At 56.5% G+C, this 17080-nt stretch carries 16 protein-coding genes; 13 read left to right on the top strand and 3 right to left on the bottom strand.

The genetic code is table 11. From position 1 onward, the window contains the following. Nucleotides 1-29 precede the first annotated feature (29 nt). The 10 genes from MWU55_RS01750 (at nucleotide 30) to MWU55_RS01705 (ending at nucleotide 11358) form a co-directional block, all read left to right on the top strand. On the top strand, nucleotides 30-1064 hold the full coding sequence (locus MWU55_RS01750) for a TRAP transporter substrate-binding protein (protein ID WP_246933980.1): 1035 nt from the start codon (nucleotides 30-32) through the stop codon (nucleotides 1062-1064). Nucleotides 1065-1167: 103 nt separating this feature from the next. Further along, on the top strand, nucleotides 1168-1650 hold the full coding sequence (locus tag MWU55_RS01745) for a hypothetical protein (RefSeq protein ID WP_246933979.1): 483 nt from the start codon (nucleotides 1168-1170) through the stop codon (nucleotides 1648-1650). Between the two features lie 10 nt (nucleotides 1651-1660). Further along, nucleotides 1661-3013, top strand: coding sequence for a glutamine synthetase family protein (locus MWU55_RS01740; RefSeq protein WP_246934472.1), 1353 nt, complete (start codon nucleotides 1661-1663; stop codon nucleotides 3011-3013). A gap of 68 nt (nucleotides 3014-3081) precedes the next feature. Beyond that, nucleotides 3082-4464 (top strand): aldehyde dehydrogenase family protein, encoded by a 1383-nt coding sequence (locus MWU55_RS01735; RefSeq protein WP_246933978.1) that lies wholly within the window; start codon nucleotides 3082-3084, stop codon nucleotides 4462-4464. After that, nucleotides 4461-5606 (top strand): iron-containing alcohol dehydrogenase, encoded by a 1146-nt coding sequence (locus MWU55_RS01730; RefSeq protein ID WP_246933977.1) that lies wholly within the window; start codon nucleotides 4461-4463, stop codon nucleotides 5604-5606. The genes MWU55_RS01735 and MWU55_RS01730 overlap by 4 nt, the downstream gene beginning before the upstream one ends. A 4-nt stretch (nucleotides 5607-5610) precedes the next feature. Next, nucleotides 5611-6450 (top strand): EamA family transporter, encoded by an 840-nt coding sequence (locus MWU55_RS01725; RefSeq protein WP_246933976.1) that lies wholly within the window; start codon nucleotides 5611-5613, stop codon nucleotides 6448-6450. A 334-nt stretch (nucleotides 6451-6784) separates the two neighbouring features. Next, the gene (locus MWU55_RS01720; RefSeq protein ID WP_246933975.1) at nucleotides 6785-7918 is read left to right on the top strand and encodes an extracellular solute-binding protein; all 1134 of its coding nucleotides are present in this window, start codon (nucleotides 6785-6787) and stop codon (nucleotides 7916-7918) included. 127 nt (nucleotides 7919-8045) lie between these two features. Further along, nucleotides 8046-9158 carry an ABC transporter ATP-binding protein gene (locus MWU55_RS01715; RefSeq protein WP_246933974.1) on the top strand — a complete coding sequence of 371 codons (1113 nt, stop codon included), beginning with the start codon at nucleotides 8046-8048 and terminating at the stop codon, nucleotides 9156-9158. An 11-nt stretch (nucleotides 9159-9169) separates the two neighbouring features. Next, entirely contained in the window at nucleotides 9170-10090 is a 921-nt protein-coding gene (locus MWU55_RS01710; protein WP_246933973.1) for an ABC transporter permease, read from the top strand. Further along, the gene (locus MWU55_RS01705) at nucleotides 10087-11358 is read left to right on the top strand and encodes an ABC transporter permease (protein ID WP_246933972.1); all 1272 of its coding nucleotides are present in this window, start codon (nucleotides 10087-10089) and stop codon (nucleotides 11356-11358) included. Before MWU55_RS01710 ends, MWU55_RS01705 begins: the two co-directional genes overlap by 4 nt. Nucleotides 11359-11418: 60 nt before the next feature. On the opposite strand, the gene MWU55_RS01700 is transcribed toward MWU55_RS01705, so the two are convergent. Continuing rightward, nucleotides 11419-11991, bottom strand: a complete 573-nt coding sequence (locus MWU55_RS01700) for a cytochrome b (RefSeq protein WP_246933971.1) — start codon at nucleotides 11989-11991, stop codon at nucleotides 11419-11421. A gap of 3 nt (nucleotides 11992-11994) precedes the next feature. Next, the gene (locus MWU55_RS01695; protein WP_246933970.1) at nucleotides 11995-12594 is read right to left on the bottom strand and encodes a YceI family protein; all 600 of its coding nucleotides are present in this window, start codon (nucleotides 12592-12594) and stop codon (nucleotides 11995-11997) included. Nucleotides 12595-12714: 120 nt separating this feature from the next. Between MWU55_RS01695 and MWU55_RS01690 the strand changes: the two genes are divergently transcribed. The 3 genes from MWU55_RS01690 to MWU55_RS01680 all read left to right on the top strand — a co-directional run bounded on the left by MWU55_RS01690 (nucleotide 12715) and on the right by MWU55_RS01680 (nucleotide 15752). Beyond that, on the top strand, nucleotides 12715-13203 hold the full coding sequence (locus MWU55_RS01690) for a MarR family winged helix-turn-helix transcriptional regulator (RefSeq protein WP_246933969.1): 489 nt from the start codon (nucleotides 12715-12717) through the stop codon (nucleotides 13201-13203). A gap of 90 nt (nucleotides 13204-13293) precedes the next feature. Continuing rightward, nucleotides 13294-14919, top strand: a complete 1626-nt coding sequence (locus tag MWU55_RS01685) for an alpha/beta fold hydrolase (RefSeq protein ID WP_246933968.1) — start codon at nucleotides 13294-13296, stop codon at nucleotides 14917-14919. Next, nucleotides 14919-15752 (top strand): alpha/beta hydrolase, encoded by an 834-nt coding sequence (locus tag MWU55_RS01680; protein WP_246933967.1) that lies wholly within the window; start codon nucleotides 14919-14921, stop codon nucleotides 15750-15752. Before MWU55_RS01685 ends, MWU55_RS01680 begins: the two co-directional genes overlap by 1 nt. A gap of 26 nt (nucleotides 15753-15778) precedes the next feature. Here the strand turns inward: MWU55_RS01680 and MWU55_RS01675 are convergent, their stop codons facing one another. Then, nucleotides 15779-17059, bottom strand: a complete 1281-nt coding sequence (locus tag MWU55_RS01675) for a DUF4147 domain-containing protein (RefSeq protein ID WP_246933966.1) — start codon at nucleotides 17057-17059, stop codon at nucleotides 15779-15781. Nucleotides 17060-17080: the final 21 nt, after the last annotated feature.

Raw genomic sequence — 17080 nt, 5'->3', positions numbered from 1 at the left:
AATAAAAACAACCAACTAGGAGAGAGAAGATGACGACAAGACGTAAGTTTTTAACCACCGCCGGGGTCGGCATGGCCGCGGCTCCTTTGGCGACACCCGCGCTTGCGCAAAGCACGATCAAGTGGCGGATGCAGACCTATGCGGGACCAGCGCTTGCTGCTCACGTGATCGATCCTGCAATCGAGATGTTCAATAAGATCGCAGGCGACCGCATGCAGATCGAGCTGTTCTATGCCGACCAATTGGTCCCAACGGGCGAGCTGTTCCGCGCCATGCAGAAAGGCACGATTGATGCGGTGCAGTCGGATGACGATTCGATGGCGTCACCCACCGATGTCACCGTGTTTGGCGGCTATTTCCCGTTCGCGTCCCGCTATTCGCTCGACGTGCCAGTGCTGTTCAACCAATACGGCCTGAACGAGATCTGGGACGAGGAATACTCAGCTGTTGGCATCAAGCACGTCAGCGCTGGGTCGTGGGACCCGTGCCACTTCGCCACCAAGGATCCGATCAACTCGCTTGCTGACTTGAAAGGCAAGCGCGTCTTCACCTTCCCAACCGCAGGCCGCTTCCTGTCGCAGTTCGGCGTGGTTCCCGTGACCTTGCCGTGGGAAGACATCGAGGTCGCCGTGCAAACCGGTGAGCTGGACGGAATCGCATGGTCGGGCATCACGGAAGACTACACTGTGGGCTGGGCCGACGTGACCAACTATTTCCTGACCAACAACATCTCGGGCGCTTGGGCCGGGTCGTTCTTTGCAAATATGGACCGCTGGAACGAGCTGCCGGAGGACCTGCAAACGCTGTTCCGCGTCTGCTGTGATCAGTCGCACTATTATCGCCAGTGGTGGTATTGGGGCGGTGAAGCCAACCTGCGCGTCAACGGCGACAAGATGAGCCTAACCACCATCCCCGACGAGGAATGGGCACAGGTCGAAAATGCCGCCGTCGCCTTCTGGGACGAGATCGCCGCAGAAAGCCCGACCAAGGCCAAAGTGGTCGAAATCTTCCGCAAGTATAACGCCGACATGCAGAAGGCTGGACGGCCTTACCGCTATGGCTAAGGTGTAAGCAATCGGGCAGAGCTCTACCTAGGGCTCTGCCAATCTAACTGAAAGACAAATGATGTTTCCACGGCAACGAATAGCACTAGATCGCGGTCGCTTTATGACGGCAGTGGTTTTTGTCGCGCTTGGTTTGGTGGCCTACCCATTGGCGGCTCAAACAGCGGATAGCTGTCCAGACTACAGATGGTCGGGTTTCACAAATCCCGGTCCACAAGAATTCAAAGTTGTGGATGCTCATCCCACTTCATTGGGCCGCAAAGTGCACGAAGTACTTTTCGGACCGCTCAAAGGGAAATACGCAAAAGCATATCTCTTTGCTGAGTTCGAGGGAGATTGCCTGATGCGAGTGGTATCTATTGGTTCCTATGCACTGACGGCGATGGGGCTTGATGGTGAGGGTTCCACCGGTGATGACAGGCTCTATCATGCCGATCTGTATGAAACTAATAGCCATACCAACCTTGGTTTCTATGAAGGCAAGCCCAATCTGGATGAGATGCGTGCGCTGGCGATGTCGGTATTCTCTGATCAACCCGTAGATATTTTAGGCCAAACAGAACTGTCAAATGGCACCGATGAATGAAAGTGAAAACATGCTAAGTTTCGACGATCTGAAAGCCCAAGTGGCAGAGGGCAGCATTGATACCGTGCTGGTCTGTTTGGTGGATATGCAGGGCCGGTTAATGGGCAAGCGGTTCCATGCGGGCCATTTTGTGAATGGGGCGTATGAAGAAACCCATTGCTGCAATTATCTGCTGGCAACGGATCTCGAGATGGGAACGCCGGATGGCTATGCCTCGACCTCGTGGGAAGGGGGATATGGCGACTATGTCATGAAGCCCGACCTGTCGACCTTGCGACCTTTGCCTTGGCTTGAGGGCACGGCGATGGTGCTGTGCGACATCCTTGATCATCACACGCATCAAGACGTGCCGCATTCGCCCCGCGCGATCCTGAAACGTCAGGTGGAACGACTGGCCGAGATGGGCTTTGATGCGATGACCGCGACCGAGCTGGAGTTCTTCCTGTTCGAGAAGAGCTTTGACGAAATCCGCAAAGACGGCTTCCGCGATATGGCCCCGATCTCGGGCTACAACGAAGACTACCACATCTTGCAGACCACAAAGGAGGAACACGTGATGCGGCCGATCCGCAATCACCTGTGGAATGCTGGGCTTCCGATCGAGAACTCGAAGGGCGAGGCTGAGACCGGTCAGGAAGAACTGAACATCAAATATGCAGGCGCGATGGACAATGCCGCCTATCACACGATCGCAAAACATGCTGTGAAGGAAATCGCTTGGCAGCAAGGCCATGCCGCGACCTTCCTACCGAAATGGCATCACGACAAGGTGGGCTCTTCGTCCCACGTGCACCAGTCGCTGTGGAAAGATGGGGTCAACGCTTTCTTCGATCCCAAAGATGCACTGGGCATGTCGAATCTGATGAAGAACTACATGGCGGGCCTTTTGAAATACGCCCCCGACTACACGGCCTTTATGGCCCCCTACATCAATAGCTACAAACGCTTCATGAAGGGCACCTTTGCGCCCACCCGGATCATCTGGTCAGTGGACAACCGCACTGCAGGCTTCCGTCTGTGTGGCGATGGCACCAAGGCCGTGCGCGTCGAGTGCCGCATCCCTGGATCGGACATGAATCCATATCTGGCCATAGCAGGAATGCTGGCCGCAGGTATTGCTGGCATCGAAGAAGGGTTGGAGCTTCAGGCCCCAACCACTGGCGATGTCTATCAGGGGGACACTGGAATGATCCCAGGCAATCTGTCCGCTGCGCGCGATGCGCTGCATGGGTCAAAGATGCTGCGGGCAGCGATGGGGGATGATGTGGTCGACCACTATACACGTGCTGCGGAAGTTGAGATTGAAGAGTTTGACCGCGTCGTGACCGATTGGGAAATCGCACGTGGGTTCGAGCGGGCATAACGGGGTCCTCCCCAAATATCTGTGAAAAAGGAAAGGGGATGTGATCCCTTGAAAGATGGAGACTTGGCATGGGCCAGATGTTGAAATGTATCTCGCCGATTGATGGATCGGTCTTTGCCGAGCGCGAGGTTCTGTCACTGGAAGCCGCGCAAGACGTTGTGGCACGTGCACGGAACGCACAGGCAGACTGGGCGGCGCGACCGCTGGCTGAGCGGGTCGAGTTGGTGATGGCTGGCGTTGCCGCCGTTGGCGCAATGAATGACGAGATCGTGCCAGAGCTTGCCCACATGATGGGCCGCCCGGTGCGCTATGGCGGAGAGTTCGGCGGGTTCAATGAACGCGCCAGCCACATGGCCTCGATCGCGGCGGACAGTCTGGCTGATATCGAAGTGGGCGAGGATGAGACCTTCAAACGCTACATCAAGCGCGTGCCGCATGGCGTCGTTTTTGTCGTGGCCCCGTGGAACTATCCTTACATGACTGCGATCAACACGGTCGCTCCGGCGCTGATTGCGGGCAACGCGGTGGTGTTAAAGCACGCGACGCAGACCCTGTTGGTGGGCGAGCGGATGGCGGCGGCGTTTGCCTCGGCAGGTGTTCCCGCCGATGTGTTCCAGAATGTCTTCCTGTCGCATGACGTGACCAATGATCTAATTGCGGGCAATGCCTTCGACTTCGTGAATTTCACCGGGTCCGTTGGCGGCGGTCAGGCGATGGAACGCGCGGCGGCGGGTACATTTACCGGCGTGGGCACCGAGCTGGGCGGGAAAGACCCTGGCTATGTCATGGAGGACGCTGATCTGGACGCGGCGGTCGACACGCTGATCGACGGGGCCATGTTCAACGCGGGCCAGTGCTGCTGCGGGATCGAGCGGATTTATGTGCATGAAATCCTGTATGACGACTTCGTCGCCAAAGCGGTCGAGATCGTGAAGGGCTACAAGCTGGGCAACCCACTGGACCCAGAAACCACTTTAGGTCCAATGGCGAATGTGCGCTTTGCCGATGAGGTGCGGGCGCAGATCTCGGAAGCGCTGGCCGATGGTGCTGTGGCCCACATCGACACCTTCGCTGAGGATGACGGCGGCGCCTATCTGACGCCTCAGATCCTGACCAAAGTTACCCACGACATGCGTGTGATGCGGGATGAGAGTTTTGGTCCAGTTGTGGGGATCATGAAGGTGTCTTCCGACGAAGAAGCCATCGCACTGATGAATGACAGCGAGTTCGGTCTGACCGCGAGCCTCTGGACCAGCGACGTGGATCGTGCCGCACGTGTGGGCGATCAGGTCGAAACGGGGACAGTTTTCATGAACCGTGCCGACTATCTTGATCCTGGCCTGTGCTGGACTGGCTGCAAGAACACTGGGCGTGGGGGTGGTTTGTCGGTCATCGGCTTCCACAACCTGACACGTCCGAAATCCTACCATCTGAAGAAGGTGACATCATGAGCCTTGTTGGAAACTGGTCCTATCCGACCGCGATGAAGTTCGGCGCAGGCCGTATCAAGGAATTGCCCGAGGCCTGTGCGCAGGCGGGCATGAAGCGCCCGCTTCTGGTGACTGACAAAGGTCTGGCCGATCTGCCGATCACAAAGGCGACACTGGACATCATGGAGGCCGCCGGTCTGGGCCGCGGAATGTTCAGCGACGTGGACCCCAACCCGTCCGAGATCAACCTGCATGCCGGCGTCGAAGCCTATAAGGCAGGCGGCCATGATGGTGTGATTGCGTTCGGTGGCGGCTCTGGTCTGGATCTGGGCAAGATGGTGGCGTTCTACGCTGGACAGACCCGCCCCATCTGGGATTTCGAGGATATCGGCGATTGGTGGACCCGCGCGGATGCGGAGGCGATTGCGCCGATCATCGCGGTGCCGACCACGGCTGGGACCGGCTCGGAAGTCGGGCGCGCTTCGATCATCACGAATTCTGAGACGCACGAGAAGAAGATCATCTTCCACCCCAAGGTTCTTCCCGCTGTTGTGATTGCGGACCCGGAACTGACTATGGGCATGCCCAAGTTCATCACCGCAGGCACCGGTCTGGATGCGTTTGCGCATTGTGTCGAGGCGTTCTCGTCCCCGCATTACCACCCGATGTCGCAAGGCATCGCGCTGGAAGGCATGCGTCTGGTCATCGACTATCTGCCCCGCGCCTATGCGGACGGCAGCGACCTTGAGGCGCGCGCCAACATGATGTCCGCCGCTGCGATGGGTGCGACCGCGTTCCAGAAAGGCTTGGGCGCGATCCATGCGCTGTCCCACCCGGTTGGCGCGATCTTCAATACCCACCACGGCACGACGAATGCGGTCTGCATGCCTGCGGTGTTGGAGTTCAACGCGTCCGAGATCGCAGATCGTTTCGACCGCGCTGCGGGTTATCTGGGCATCGAGGGCGGCTTCAAAGGCTTCCAGCGCTTCGTGCAAGACTTCAACGACAGCTTCGAAATCCCACGCAAACTGTCCGAGATGGGCGTGAGCGCCGATCAGATGGACGCTCTGGTCGAAGGCGCGATCAAAGATCCCAGCTGTGGCGGTAACCCTGTCGAGCTGACCCGTGAAAACCTGCGGCAGCTCTTTGAAGATGTGATCTGACCCAATGACCACGGGCATCGTCCTGATCATCCTGTCGGCGGCAATGTTGCACGCCACATGGAACACCATCGTGAAAACGGCGGGGGATCGGACGGCCACACTGGGATTGGTGGCGCTGGGTCATGTGATTCCCGGCTTGGTGATGGTGGCGTTGCTGCCCTTGCCTGCGGCGGAAAGCTGGCCCTACTTGATTGCCTCCACAGTGATCCACTTTGGCTATTTCTACATGCTGGGTCAGGCCTATAAGCACGGAGACCTCAGCGTCGTCTACCCCATCGCGCGCGGCATTGTCCCCGCGTTGGTCTCGCTTTGGGCCATGCTGTTCGTGGGCGAAATCCTTCCCGCACAGGCCTGGTTTGGCATCGCGCTGATTGCGGTGGCCATTCAGGTGTCCAGCTGGGCAGCACTTCGGCACGGGGTTGGCCGGGCTGCGCTTTTCTTTGCCCTTGGCACCGGGGTGTGCATCTCGGGTTATTCTCTGGTCGATGGTGTCGGAGTGCGTTTGTCTGGTGACACGCTGTCCTATTGGGCGTGGCATTCAGTCCTGCATGTTTTTATCACAGGTTTCGTGGCGATACGACGAGGTCATGCGATCCGTGCTTTGCCGCGCCGCACGTGGATGATCGGCATTCTGGGGGGCATGGTCTCGATGACCGCCTATGGTTTGGTTCTATATGCCAAGAATTTCGCGCCGCTTGGGGCGGTGTCGGCATTGCGCGAAACCTCGGTCATTTTTGCCGCTTTGATCGGGTTTATCTTCCTGCGCGAAGGCAACTGGCGCCGTCGCTTGATTGCCGCCGTCCTTATGGCAGGAGGAGTCGCAATGATCGGCCTTTCGATCTGACATGGAATCAGTCCTGATCAGGCTTAAGCTGTTGACACGAACCCCTTTCAGGGCGTTCACTTCTTTGGGTGGTCAAGGAGTCGGTCTGGATGAAATCGAAAAAACATGCCCTCGTCGTGAAGGTTTGTGTCTGACTGCACATGAGCTTGTTACAAAACAGGAATAATTCATCTCAGGCTCGATATTCGGCGTTAAGGACGGTCTTGGAAAGCTATTAATTTCTGCAAAGCTCAAAAACTGGATCGAAAGTGCGACAGAACTGGCGCTATCGATACGCCGGATAATCAAAAAAACTGTCGCAAGATAAAAAAGTAAAAACCAACGGGAGAAAAAAATGACAACAACAAACAAGTTCAGTCGTCGTTCTGTGCTGAAAGGCGCAACCACCATGGGTGCAGCCGCTTTGGCGACACCTCTTTACGTGAAGAATGCACTGGCCTCGTCGGGTGAGATCAACATCCTGATGTGGTCGGACTATCTGCCGCCTGAGTTCATTGCAGGTTTCGAAGGCGAAACCGGCATCAAAGTGAACTACACCGGTATCGGATCGAACGAAGAAATCATCAACAAGATGAAAGCGACCAAGGGTCAGGGCTTCGACATCGTATCGCCCACCAACAACCGTTCGCTGCAGTGGGAGCCGCTTGAGCTTCTGAAGCCGTTCGATCTGGCAAAAGTGAACATCGATGCCGTAAACCCGGCCATGGCTAAAATCGGTACCGATGCTTGGAACTTCGGTGACAGCGGTGCCCATTGGCTGCCGCATATCTGGGGTACTGAAGGTATCGCTTACCGCACCGACAAATGGCTGCCGGCGGGTGATGCGCCCAGCTATGGCGACGTTTGGTCTGAAGAAAACGCTGGCAAAACCATGGGCCGCGCACACTCGATGATGCTGGGTGCTGGTCTTTATATGGAAGCGTCGGGCGAGATGGAGCCGGGTTCTGTCTGGGCTGCCTATAACGACGAAGACACCATGCGCAAAGTTTGGGGTCAGATCGCAGACTGGTGTATCGCACGCAAGTCGCGCATCAAGCTGATCTGGAACGATGCTGATACTCAGAAGAACGGTCTTTTGAACGAAGGTGTCGTGGTCGGTCAGACATGGGATGGTCCGCCGCTGGCCCTGAAATCGGCGGGAGAGCCTGTGCACTATCAAGCTCCAGTTGAAGGTGCGATGGCATGGGTCGACGGTATGTCGATGCCGGTAGGCGCTACGAATGATGAGCAAGTCTATGCCTTCATCGAATACGCCTATCGTCAGCAGCCTGCAGGCGTCGCAATTGACAGCCACGGCTATAACTCGCCGGTGCTGGGTGCCGACACCTATTCGGGTGACACGTACAAGAAGAACTTCTCGGAAGCCTATCCGGGTGACAGCTTGGCCAACCTGAACCCATGGCCTGCTGAAGCACCTTGGTACGCCGACGTGCGCACCGAGTTCGTCAACAAGTTCAAGAGCGCTTAAGCGACTTGAAAATTGCGCTCCTCCGTCCCTAGGCGGGGGCGCGTCACTAACCTGACTGAAACGTCTGGAAACACGGTCGCACGCCTGATCTCAGCGCGTGATCGGCCCGTTCATGGGGAGAGACCATATGAGTGCCGGAGTAGGCGTAGATCTTGAGAACCTCTGGATCCGCTTTGGAGATTTCGTCGCGGTGCGCGACGCGAATGTGCACATCAAAGGGGGCGATTTCTTTTCGTTCCTAGGACCATCGGGGTGTGGCAAGACCACAATCCTGCGCGCTGTTTCGGGCTTTTTAGAGCCCAGCGAAGGTAACGTGCTGATCGGTGGCAACAATATGAAGGGCATTGGCCCCAACAAACGCCCCACTGCGCTGATCTTCCAGAACCTTGCGCTGTTTCCCCTGATGAAGGTCTGGGAAAATATCACATTCTCGATGGAGATCGCGGGTGCGTCCGCCAAAGAGCGTCGCAAGCGCGCCGACGAACTGCTGGATATGATCGCGCTGCCCGGTCAGGGCGACAAACTGCCGTCGGAATTGTCGGGCGGTCAACGCCAGCGTGTGGCGATTGCCCGTGCGCTGTGCGCCGAACCCGATGTGCTGCTGTTGGACGAGCCACTTTCGGCGCTGGACCTAAAGCTGCGTCAGCATATGCGCACCGAACTTCGTGAAATTCAGAAACGTGTGGGCATTACTTTCATCTACATCACTCATGACCAAGGCGAAGCGTTGACCATGTCGGACGACATCGCGGTGATGCGGGCCGGTGTGATCGACCAGATCGCCGATGGCAAGACCATCTACAACGACCCGGCGACCGCATTCGCAGCCAGCTTTGTGGGCGAAAACAACGTCTTCCGCGGTAAGGTGCTTGAGGTCAAAGGTGATCAGGCCTTGATCCGCACCAACCGCTCGGGTGACCTGCTGTCGCGTATCTCGACCGCCAATCAGGGTACGATGAAAGCGGGTGACGAGGCGATGATGTTCATTCGTCCCGAGGCATTGTCGCTGGCACCGACCGGCACGCAGGGCGATCATTTTGTTACCGCAAAGGTCAACCACGAAGAGTTCGAAGGCAATTCCTTCAACATCTTCATGGAAGGCGACGGAGGCAAAGAGTTGAAGGTCGCGATACCGAACCACGGCCAGTCGTTTGATGACCATTCGGGTCAGGATATGACGCTGGAATATGACGTGAACAACGCCGTTGCGGTTCCCGCCGGCGAATTGGCCGCGGAATAAGGAGTGGAGCGATGCCAAGTTTCCTGAAGGAATTCTTCAACCGGAACGGCACGCTGATGGGATCCCTGATGTTGGGTCTGGTCCTTTTCTGGACCGTTGGCCTGATCATTCTTCCGCAGCTGTCGATGCTCGACTTCTCGTTCCGTCCGAACCTTCCCCCTCCCGAGATCGGCGGGCCGAAGGATATCTATACGCTTGAGAACTATAAGTACCTGATCTATGGCCCAGAAGGCGGGTCGCAGGATTACAACGCGGTGGACCTGAAAGTGTTCTTCCGCACGCTGGTGGCGGCGGTCTGTGTGACGCTGTTTAACCTGATCCTGTGCTATCCGATTGCCTACTATCTTGGACAGACCAAGGGCAACCACATCCGTGTTTTCGCGCTGATGCTGATCATCCCCTATTGGATCAACGAGATCCTGCGCGCCTTCGCGTTGCGCATCATCTTTGGCGAAAGTGGGGTCATAAACACGCTGCTTGTGGGGTCTGGTATATTTGATACGCCCTTTGACTTCATTCGCAATGACATCGCGCTCTATGCGGGTCTGGGATACGCCTATATCCTTCTGATGATCTTCCCGATCTACAACGTGATAGAAAGCCTTGATCACAACCAGATCGAGGCCGCACGTGACCTTGGTGCCCCTTGGTGGCGGATCCACAAGCGGGTGGTCATTCCCTATGCCAAGCCGGGCATCAGCTCGGGCTGTACGATGGTGTTCATGCTGTCTGCCGGTGCGCTGGCCGCACCCCAGATCCTAGGGGGTCCATCGTCGCTTTGGTTTACCCAGCTGATTTATCAGCAGTTCAATGACAACTCTGATTGGCCACAAGGCGCGGCCTACGCGATCGTTCTGCTTGTCACCTGTATCCTTCTGGTGCTTGCCCTGATGCGTGTGTTCAAAGTGAACATGGGGGATATTGGCAAATGACCTCCGATAAAATCATTCGCGTATCTATCTGGGTCTATCTGGGCATCTTCTTTGCCTATCTGCTTGGCCCCCTCGTGATCATGTCGATCACGGCGTTCAACTCGCCCAGCTTTCCGCGGGCAACGCCGTGGGAATGCCTAACGTTCGAGTGGTTCGGAGCGCTATTTCAGGACGAGCGCATTCTGAACGGGATCAAGAACTCGATCCTTGTCGGAATGGGTACGGTAGTCTTGTCTGTCGCAATGGGTCTTGCGGGTGCGCTGATGCTCACGCAGATCTGGCCCAAGCTTCGGGCGACCTACTACACGATCATCATCGCTCCGATCCTAATTCCAGGCGTTGTGATTGGTATCTCGACACTGGTGTTCTGGGATCGGATCAACCGCATGTTGGGGCTGGGTGCAGATAGCTTCCTGTCAAACGGGCTGTTTCTGACCATCATCGGTCAGTCCACCTTCATTGCCAGCTACTGTATGCTGGTCTTGGTGGCGCGTCTTCAACGCTATGATATGGCGTTGACCGAAGCCGCGTTGGACCTCGGTGCAACCCATGCTCAGGCGTTCCGCAAGGTACTGATGCCTTTCATGATGCCCGCGATCCTGTCGGCGGCGGTGCTGGCGTTCCTTGCTTCGTTCGAGAACTACAACACCACCACGTTCACCTTTGGTGAATACCCGACCCTGACGATCGAGCTGGCTCAGAAAGTACGCTATGGGATCACTCCGGCGATCTCGGCCCTGGCTTTCATGATCGTGGCGCTGACGGTGTTCTTCGCGCTTGTGAACGAGGCGAACATCAAGCGTAAAGCGATGATCGCGGACGCGCGTAAGGATGCGACAGTGGGCGAGCTGGCTGGCAAGATTGAGGTTCCCGGCCTGATCAGCCGCAACCCGGCAGCCATCGCGCTTATCGTGCTTTTGATTGGTACGGTGACGGTGATCGGATCAGCGATGACTTACAGTCCTGATCAATGCATCGCCAACGTGCAGGAACAAAAGCGTTTGGAAACCGAGAAGCGCATTCAAGAACTGCGCGATCGTCGTGCTAAGGAATCGGCCGAAAAAGCAGCCGCCGAAGGTGCGGAAGGAGGGGCAACCCAGACGGCTCCGAAACCGTCCAACAACTCGGGCTTCGGCGGGGTGTTCGCTCCGAACACGCTGCAGAACGAAGAAGACGGCGCGGCGGATGAAGGTGTTGCAGGATCGTCAAACAATTCCGGTTTCGGAAATGTATTCGATCCGAACTCGATCGGGAATGACAGCAACTGATCATTCTACTGCTTGAAGAAGTAAAGGCCCGGCAAATTGTCGGGCCTTTTCATTTGGGGTCTATCTTCCCCAAGTTATGCGTTTCAGCACATCGTCTTTGTGATGGACATGATGCCATAGTGCAGCACCCGCATGGCCCACCAACAGGACCCCAAGTGCAATGGCGGAATAGAAATGCACCTGTGCGAAGAAGGTCGACAGGGCTTCGTTGCCCGGAACAAATGGATCGTACATCTCGAACCAGTTGAACACCTTGTTCTTCACGCCGAACCGGTCCTGAAGCGGCGAGGCCGAGGCCATCAGCCACCCCGACAGCGGCATGATGAACATCAGCGAGTAAAGTCCTAGATGCCCCAGCTTTGCCGCCAGCTTTTCCAGCGGCGGCATGTGGTCGGGCAGCGCTGGCGCGTTGCGATTCAGCAGCCGCCAAATCACGCGGATTACAGCCAGGGCGAATACCACGAAACCCCAGCTTTTATGGGTTTGGATCAATGGAAATTGAGCCAAAGCGTCGGTGACAAATTTCGTCATCCAAACGCCCATCCCCAATTGATACAGGATGATCCCTGCGATCGCCCAATGCAGGAGGCGCGCCAGCGCCCCCCAGCTTTGTGTCGTGTTGGTAAGCCGCATGGCTTATTCCCAGCCGCCCGCACGCAGCTCGGCCGCGATTTCCAGACGCACTTCATCGGACGTCACAGGTGCGAACATGCCCACTCCATAATCCGAGCGCAGCATGTCACCCGTGCCCTGAACGCCAAGCCATTCGCCTTGATAATAGTCGAAGAACTCGCCCAGCGGGTGCGGGCCGTTGTGGTTCAGGGTGAAGTTCATGGTGATCGGCTTGGTGTTGTCTTTGATGGTCAGATCGCCCACCAGCGTGATGGTGGTATCGGACGTTTGCTCGACCCCGGTCGAGGTGAATGTGATCTCGGGGAAGGCTTCAACGTCAAAGAAATCGGCGCTTTTCAGGTGGTCGTCCAGCGGGCCTACGCCAGTGTCGACGCTGGCTGGGTCCACAGTGACGGTGACCTTGGTGGCCGCAACATTGGCCGGGTCAAAATCGACTTCGCCTCCGATGACCTTCCATTGGCCAGACTGTTCCGACAGTCCGGCGTGGTTGTAGTAAAAGCGGATTTCGGTGTGGCCGGGGTCAAACTTGTAGATCTCGGCGGTGGCGGTTCCGGCAGTGGCAAGGCCCAAACCCAAAGCGGCGGCTGTCAGTAGAGGTTTCATTGTGGTGGCTCCTTTGTCATGTTGCATGGCAACGAGGGAAGAAATATTAGATACATGTGCATGTATCTAAATTAACGCTTGAATGAAAGCCCGCTGCTGTGGCCGTAACGGAAATGTGAGATGGACAAGAAGCCAAACGATCAGACGACCGCAATCTGGGTGTTGCTGAACAAAGCGCACAAGCACGTAACTCAAAAGTTCGAGTCCGAACTGAAACGCGCAGGGCTTCCGTCGGCCGCATGGTACGACATCCTATGGGCACTTGAGCGTGCAGAAGAGGGGATGCGCCAGAATGAGCTAGAGCGGCAATCGCTGTTTGATCAGCCGAATCTGTCGCGCACACTGCGCCGGATGGTAGATGATGAATTGGTCACTCAGTGCCCAGCCCCCGGTGATCGCCGGGGCAGGGTCCTTCGGATCACGGAGGCAGGAAAAGCGCTTCGTGCCCGCATGTGGGAGGTCTATGGAGGCCTGATGCTGTCGCAGATCGAAGATCGGGTCCCCATCGCGGATATCGCAGGTCTGATCAACGGCTTGGCGTCCTTGATCCCCGAGATAGACGAAAGGCTTCAAGAGAAGATCGATCACGCACGCGTGCAGGACCAGTGAAAAATGGGGTAATTGCGGGTTCTGAAAAACTCGTGAAGCATTTCGGTCGGATAATACGACGCGATAGATCGGAATCAGGAAGGGCTCAGCATGTCCAAGGACTTTTTCAAGATGCTTGAAGAGATGGGGAAACCAGGATCGAACCCAATGGGTGTTTGGGCCGAAACCTGGATGTCCTATCAACAGGATATGGCGAAGCTATGGATGACCACGGCTTTGAAAGCTGGCGATGCTATTGAGCCTTCAAAGGACAATCGCTTTCGCGGGGACGCTTGGAACGAGGGCATCTTCCCGCTTTTGCGCCATTCGTACGAGCTGACCGCAAAAGCGATGGTGGACATGGCGGACAATGCTGGTTTGTCGGATCACGAACAGGAAAAGCTCAGCTTCTATGCACGTATCGCCGCCGATAACATGTCACCTTCGAACTTCCTTGCTACCAATCCCGAAGCACAGCAGCTTGCGCAGGAAACCGGTGGGCAGAGCCTAATTGATGGCTATCAAAACATGCTGTCTGACCTCGAGAAGGGCTATATCAGCACGACTGACGAGGAAGCGTTTGAAGTTGGTAAGAACATTGCCACTACTCCAGGGTCGGTCATCTATCGCAACGAGTTGATCGAGCTGATCCAGTACAAACCCGTTGCTGCGAAAACCCGTAAGGCTCCGATCCTGATCGTGCCGCCTTGTGTTAACAAGTTCTACATCTTCGACCTGAACGAAAAGAAATCCATGATCCGCTATCTGCTTGAGCAAGGGCAGAGCGTCTACATGATCGCATGGCGTAACCCGAGCCCCGAGATGGGCGATCTGGGCTGGGACGAGTATGTTTCGGATGGCATATTCGAGGCTCTGCGTGTCACCTCTGAAGTCTCGAAATCCAACGCGGTGGATATGCTGGGCTGGTGCAATGGCGGAACGATGCTGGTCGCCGCGCTGGCCGTCATGCCTGAGGATCTGAAAGCAAAGCTGGGGACTGCAACCTTCCTGTCGACGATGATCGACTTCTCGGATTCAGGGCAGATCAATGTGTTCATCGACGAGCCACAAGTCGAAGCCTACAATCAGCGTCTCAAATCTGAAAAAGTTGCACCGGGACGTGACATCGCCAATGCCATGGCGATGCTGCATGTCAACGAATCCATTTGGGGCTTCGTGGTCTCAAACTATCTCATGGGCAAATCACCCGCGCCGTTTGACGTGCTGTATTGGAACGCCGACACGCAGAACCTGCCAGCCAATTGGTACAGTTTTTTCGTGGAAGAAATGTACATGGCGAATAAGCTGAAAAAGCCGGGCGCACTGACCATTTGTGGAACTCCGGTCGATACGCGCAACATTGACGTGCCCTGCTATTTCTTGGCTGCAGACGGCGACCATATCGTGCCGTGGAAAACATCTTTCACAGCAACCGATTTGGTGTCCGGCCCGACCGAGTTTGTCCTGACCACGGGCGGTCACGTGTCCGGCACGGTGATCAACCATCCCGCCAAGACTCGTCGTAAGTTTTGGGTGGATGGCAAGGACAGCTCCAGCGCCGAAAATTGGCATGAAAGCGCTGACCTGACCGAGGGAAGCTGGTGGCCACATTGGTTGGAATGGCTTGACCAAAACAACCCGGCAGTACTTAGCGCACCCGCAAAAACCTTGGGTAACCGAAAGTACAAACGTTTGGCCGATGCGCCCGGCACCTATGTGCATGAGGGCGAGCGTTAATGGGCGTGCAAGAGGCGATCGACACCATCGACCAATCCGAATTTCACATGATTGAGGTAGACGGTGCAAAAATCCGCTACCTCCATCGGGTCGTAAACTCGGATCTGCCGCCGCTTCTGGTGTGCAACGGCCTTGCCCAATCCATCGAAGTGCTATTGCCCTTGCTGGATGAGATCAGTGACCGCTGCCTGATCGCGATCGACATGCCGGGAACGGGCCGTTCGCATATGATCGACAAGATTTCGACGATCCCGGATTACGCTGAATTCACGCTACGAGTTCTCGATGAAATCGGCATCAAAGCGTTCGACATACTTGGGATTTCTTGGGGCGGGGCGCTTGCGCAGCAGATTGCGCATACGGTTCCTGACCGTGTGTCCAAGCTGGTGCTGGCAATCTGTTCGGCAGGCGGCGTGGGCAGTTGGTGGGGCACACCCATCGCCCTGTCCGAGATCATGTTCCCACTGCGGTTCACCAGCAAGGCTTATGGCAATTTCATTGGTCCGCTGATGTATGGCGGTGAAGCGCTTTTGGCCCCGGCTGATTTCCGCGAGTATTCGAAACACGCGATCCGACCCAGCCCCGAAGGTTACTTCGCGCAAGTGCGGGCAATGTGTGGCTGGACCAGCTTGCCGTGGCTGCGCACCCTCAAGCAGCCCGCATTGGTGATTGCGGGGCAGTTCGATGGGCTGATCCCAATCGCAAATCAGATCCTTTTGTCGAATATGCTGCCGAATTCGAAACTGCATGTTTATCCTGCGGGCCATCTTCTGATGTACACACAAAGACACGAAGTCGGCGCCGAGATTACGGAGTTCCTAGGTCAGGGCTAAAACGCCAATTGAGGTGCCGAAGTCTGTCAGGGTTTCGAAATCAGAAAGCATTGGATGTCAGCGACATTGGTGCCCGTGGCCCCTGTCATCAATAGATCTTTAGAGGCAGAAAGGGCGGCGTAGCTATCGTTGTTATCCAACAACGTAATGGGATCCACGCCTGCGTTTCTCATTCTTTGAAGGCTGGACGCATCGACAATCCCTCCTGCGGCGTCGGTGGGACCATCGCGCCCGTCTGTGCCTCCGCTTAGGAATATCCAATCGCCTGACAGGCCACGTTTCTCGGCACCCACCGCCACATGAAGCGCAAGCTCTTGATTGCGGCCACCCTTGCCCGAGCCGGTTAGCTGCACGGTGGTTTCGCCGCCTGCCAGCAAAACGCTCACGGCGCTTGATGGTGTAGCCTCGGCTGCGTCAAGAAGAAGGGTGGCGGCGTCTCTAACATCTCCTATCAGGTGGTCCGAAACGACGTGCACAGAGCCAACGTCCGTGGCGGCTTTTTCAGCGGCTTGCAAGCTTTGACGGTTCGAGCCGATCAAGTGGTTCTCGGAGGGGGGAGCCGGTTGCGTCTTTACTTCTGATCGCGACAGGTGATCTCGCACAGATGCTGGCAACTCACCCCAAACCCCGGCTTGCAGGCAAATCTCACGCGCATCTTCCTGAGTACCAATTGGGGCAACGGTTGGTCCGCTTGCAATCGCGCGAAGATCATCGCCAATTACATCCGACAGGATATAGGCGCGAACCGGAGCAGGGGCTGCGTGATGCAGAAAGCCTCCGCCTTTCAGTTCGCTAAGCTGTTGGCGAACAAGGTTCATCTGAGTGATGTCGATCCCAGCACCCAGAAGTAACTCACTGACCTTTGCCTTGTCCGCGATCGAGATGCCGGGCACGGGCAAGGCCATCAACGCCGACCCGCCGCCCGAAATCAGCGCAATGACCTGGTCAGCAGGGCCGGCTTCGGCCAGAAGATCAGCAACCGCCTGACCAGCAGACAAGCTTGTGTCGTCCGGAACGGGATGCGCGCCGTACATGAGGGCGGCATCCCCGGCGGATTCGGTGTTTTCCGGATGTGTGATGCAAAGCGCTGTGTAGGGGCCAGCGATTTGACCCAAAGCTTCGCGCATCATGGCAGGTGCGGCTTTGCCGATCCCGACCACAATGTACTTTCCGTTCGCGGTAAGCACAGGGAAGGGAGAGCTAGATAGTGCGGTTTTCATCGCAAGCGCAGGATCCGCAGTTTCGACTGCGGACTGAAATATATGCCAGGCGATCTGGCGAAGTGCCTTGATGCTTTGATCCGTCATTTGGCACTCTTTGTGACTGCG

It is taken from the genome of Aliiroseovarius sp. F20344 (genome assembly GCF_023016155.1).
Taxonomy (GTDB): domain Bacteria; phylum Pseudomonadota; class Alphaproteobacteria; order Rhodobacterales; family Rhodobacteraceae; genus Aliiroseovarius.
This window is presented reverse-complemented; position numbering and strand designations above follow the sequence as displayed.

Bases quoted from the DNA above. Each gene is read 5' to 3' on its own strand.
- MWU55_RS01735 (WP_246933978.1), top strand. From the start codon at position 3,082: ATGGGCCAGATGTTGAAATGTATCTCGCCGATTGATGGATCGGTCTTT.
- MWU55_RS01725 (WP_246933976.1), top strand. From the start codon at position 5,611: ATGACCACGGGCATCGTCCTGATCATCCTGTCGGCGGCAATGTTGCAC.
- MWU55_RS01745 (WP_246933979.1), top strand. From the start codon at position 1,168: ATGACGGCAGTGGTTTTTGTCGCGCTTGGTTTGGTGGCCTACCCATTG.
- MWU55_RS01710 (WP_246933973.1), top strand. From the start codon at position 9,170: ATGCCAAGTTTCCTGAAGGAATTCTTCAACCGGAACGGCACGCTGATG.
- MWU55_RS01730 (WP_246933977.1), top strand. From the start codon at position 4,461: ATGAGCCTTGTTGGAAACTGGTCCTATCCGACCGCGATGAAGTTCGGC.
- MWU55_RS01685 (WP_246933968.1), top strand. From the start codon at position 13,294: ATGTCCAAGGACTTTTTCAAGATGCTTGAAGAGATGGGGAAACCAGGA.
- MWU55_RS01715 (WP_246933974.1), top strand. From the start codon at position 8,046: ATGAGTGCCGGAGTAGGCGTAGATCTTGAGAACCTCTGGATCCGCTTT.
- MWU55_RS01680 (WP_246933967.1), top strand. From the start codon at position 14,919: ATGGGCGTGCAAGAGGCGATCGACACCATCGACCAATCCGAATTTCAC.
- MWU55_RS01750 (WP_246933980.1), top strand. From the start codon at position 30: ATGACGACAAGACGTAAGTTTTTAACCACCGCCGGGGTCGGCATGGCC.
- MWU55_RS01690 (WP_246933969.1), top strand. From the start codon at position 12,715: ATGGACAAGAAGCCAAACGATCAGACGACCGCAATCTGGGTGTTGCTG.
- MWU55_RS01700 (WP_246933971.1), bottom strand. From the start codon at position 11,991: ATGCGGCTTACCAACACGACACAAAGCTGGGGGGCGCTGGCGCGCCTC.
- MWU55_RS01675 (WP_246933966.1), bottom strand. From the start codon at position 17,059: ATGACGGATCAAAGCATCAAGGCACTTCGCCAGATCGCCTGGCATATA.
- MWU55_RS01720 (WP_246933975.1), top strand. From the start codon at position 6,785: ATGACAACAACAAACAAGTTCAGTCGTCGTTCTGTGCTGAAAGGCGCA.
- MWU55_RS01705 (WP_246933972.1), top strand. From the start codon at position 10,087: ATGACCTCCGATAAAATCATTCGCGTATCTATCTGGGTCTATCTGGGC.
- MWU55_RS01740 (WP_246934472.1), top strand. From the start codon at position 1,661: ATGCTAAGTTTCGACGATCTGAAAGCCCAAGTGGCAGAGGGCAGCATT.
- MWU55_RS01695 (WP_246933970.1), bottom strand. From the start codon at position 12,594: ATGAAACCTCTACTGACAGCCGCCGCTTTGGGTTTGGGCCTTGCCACT.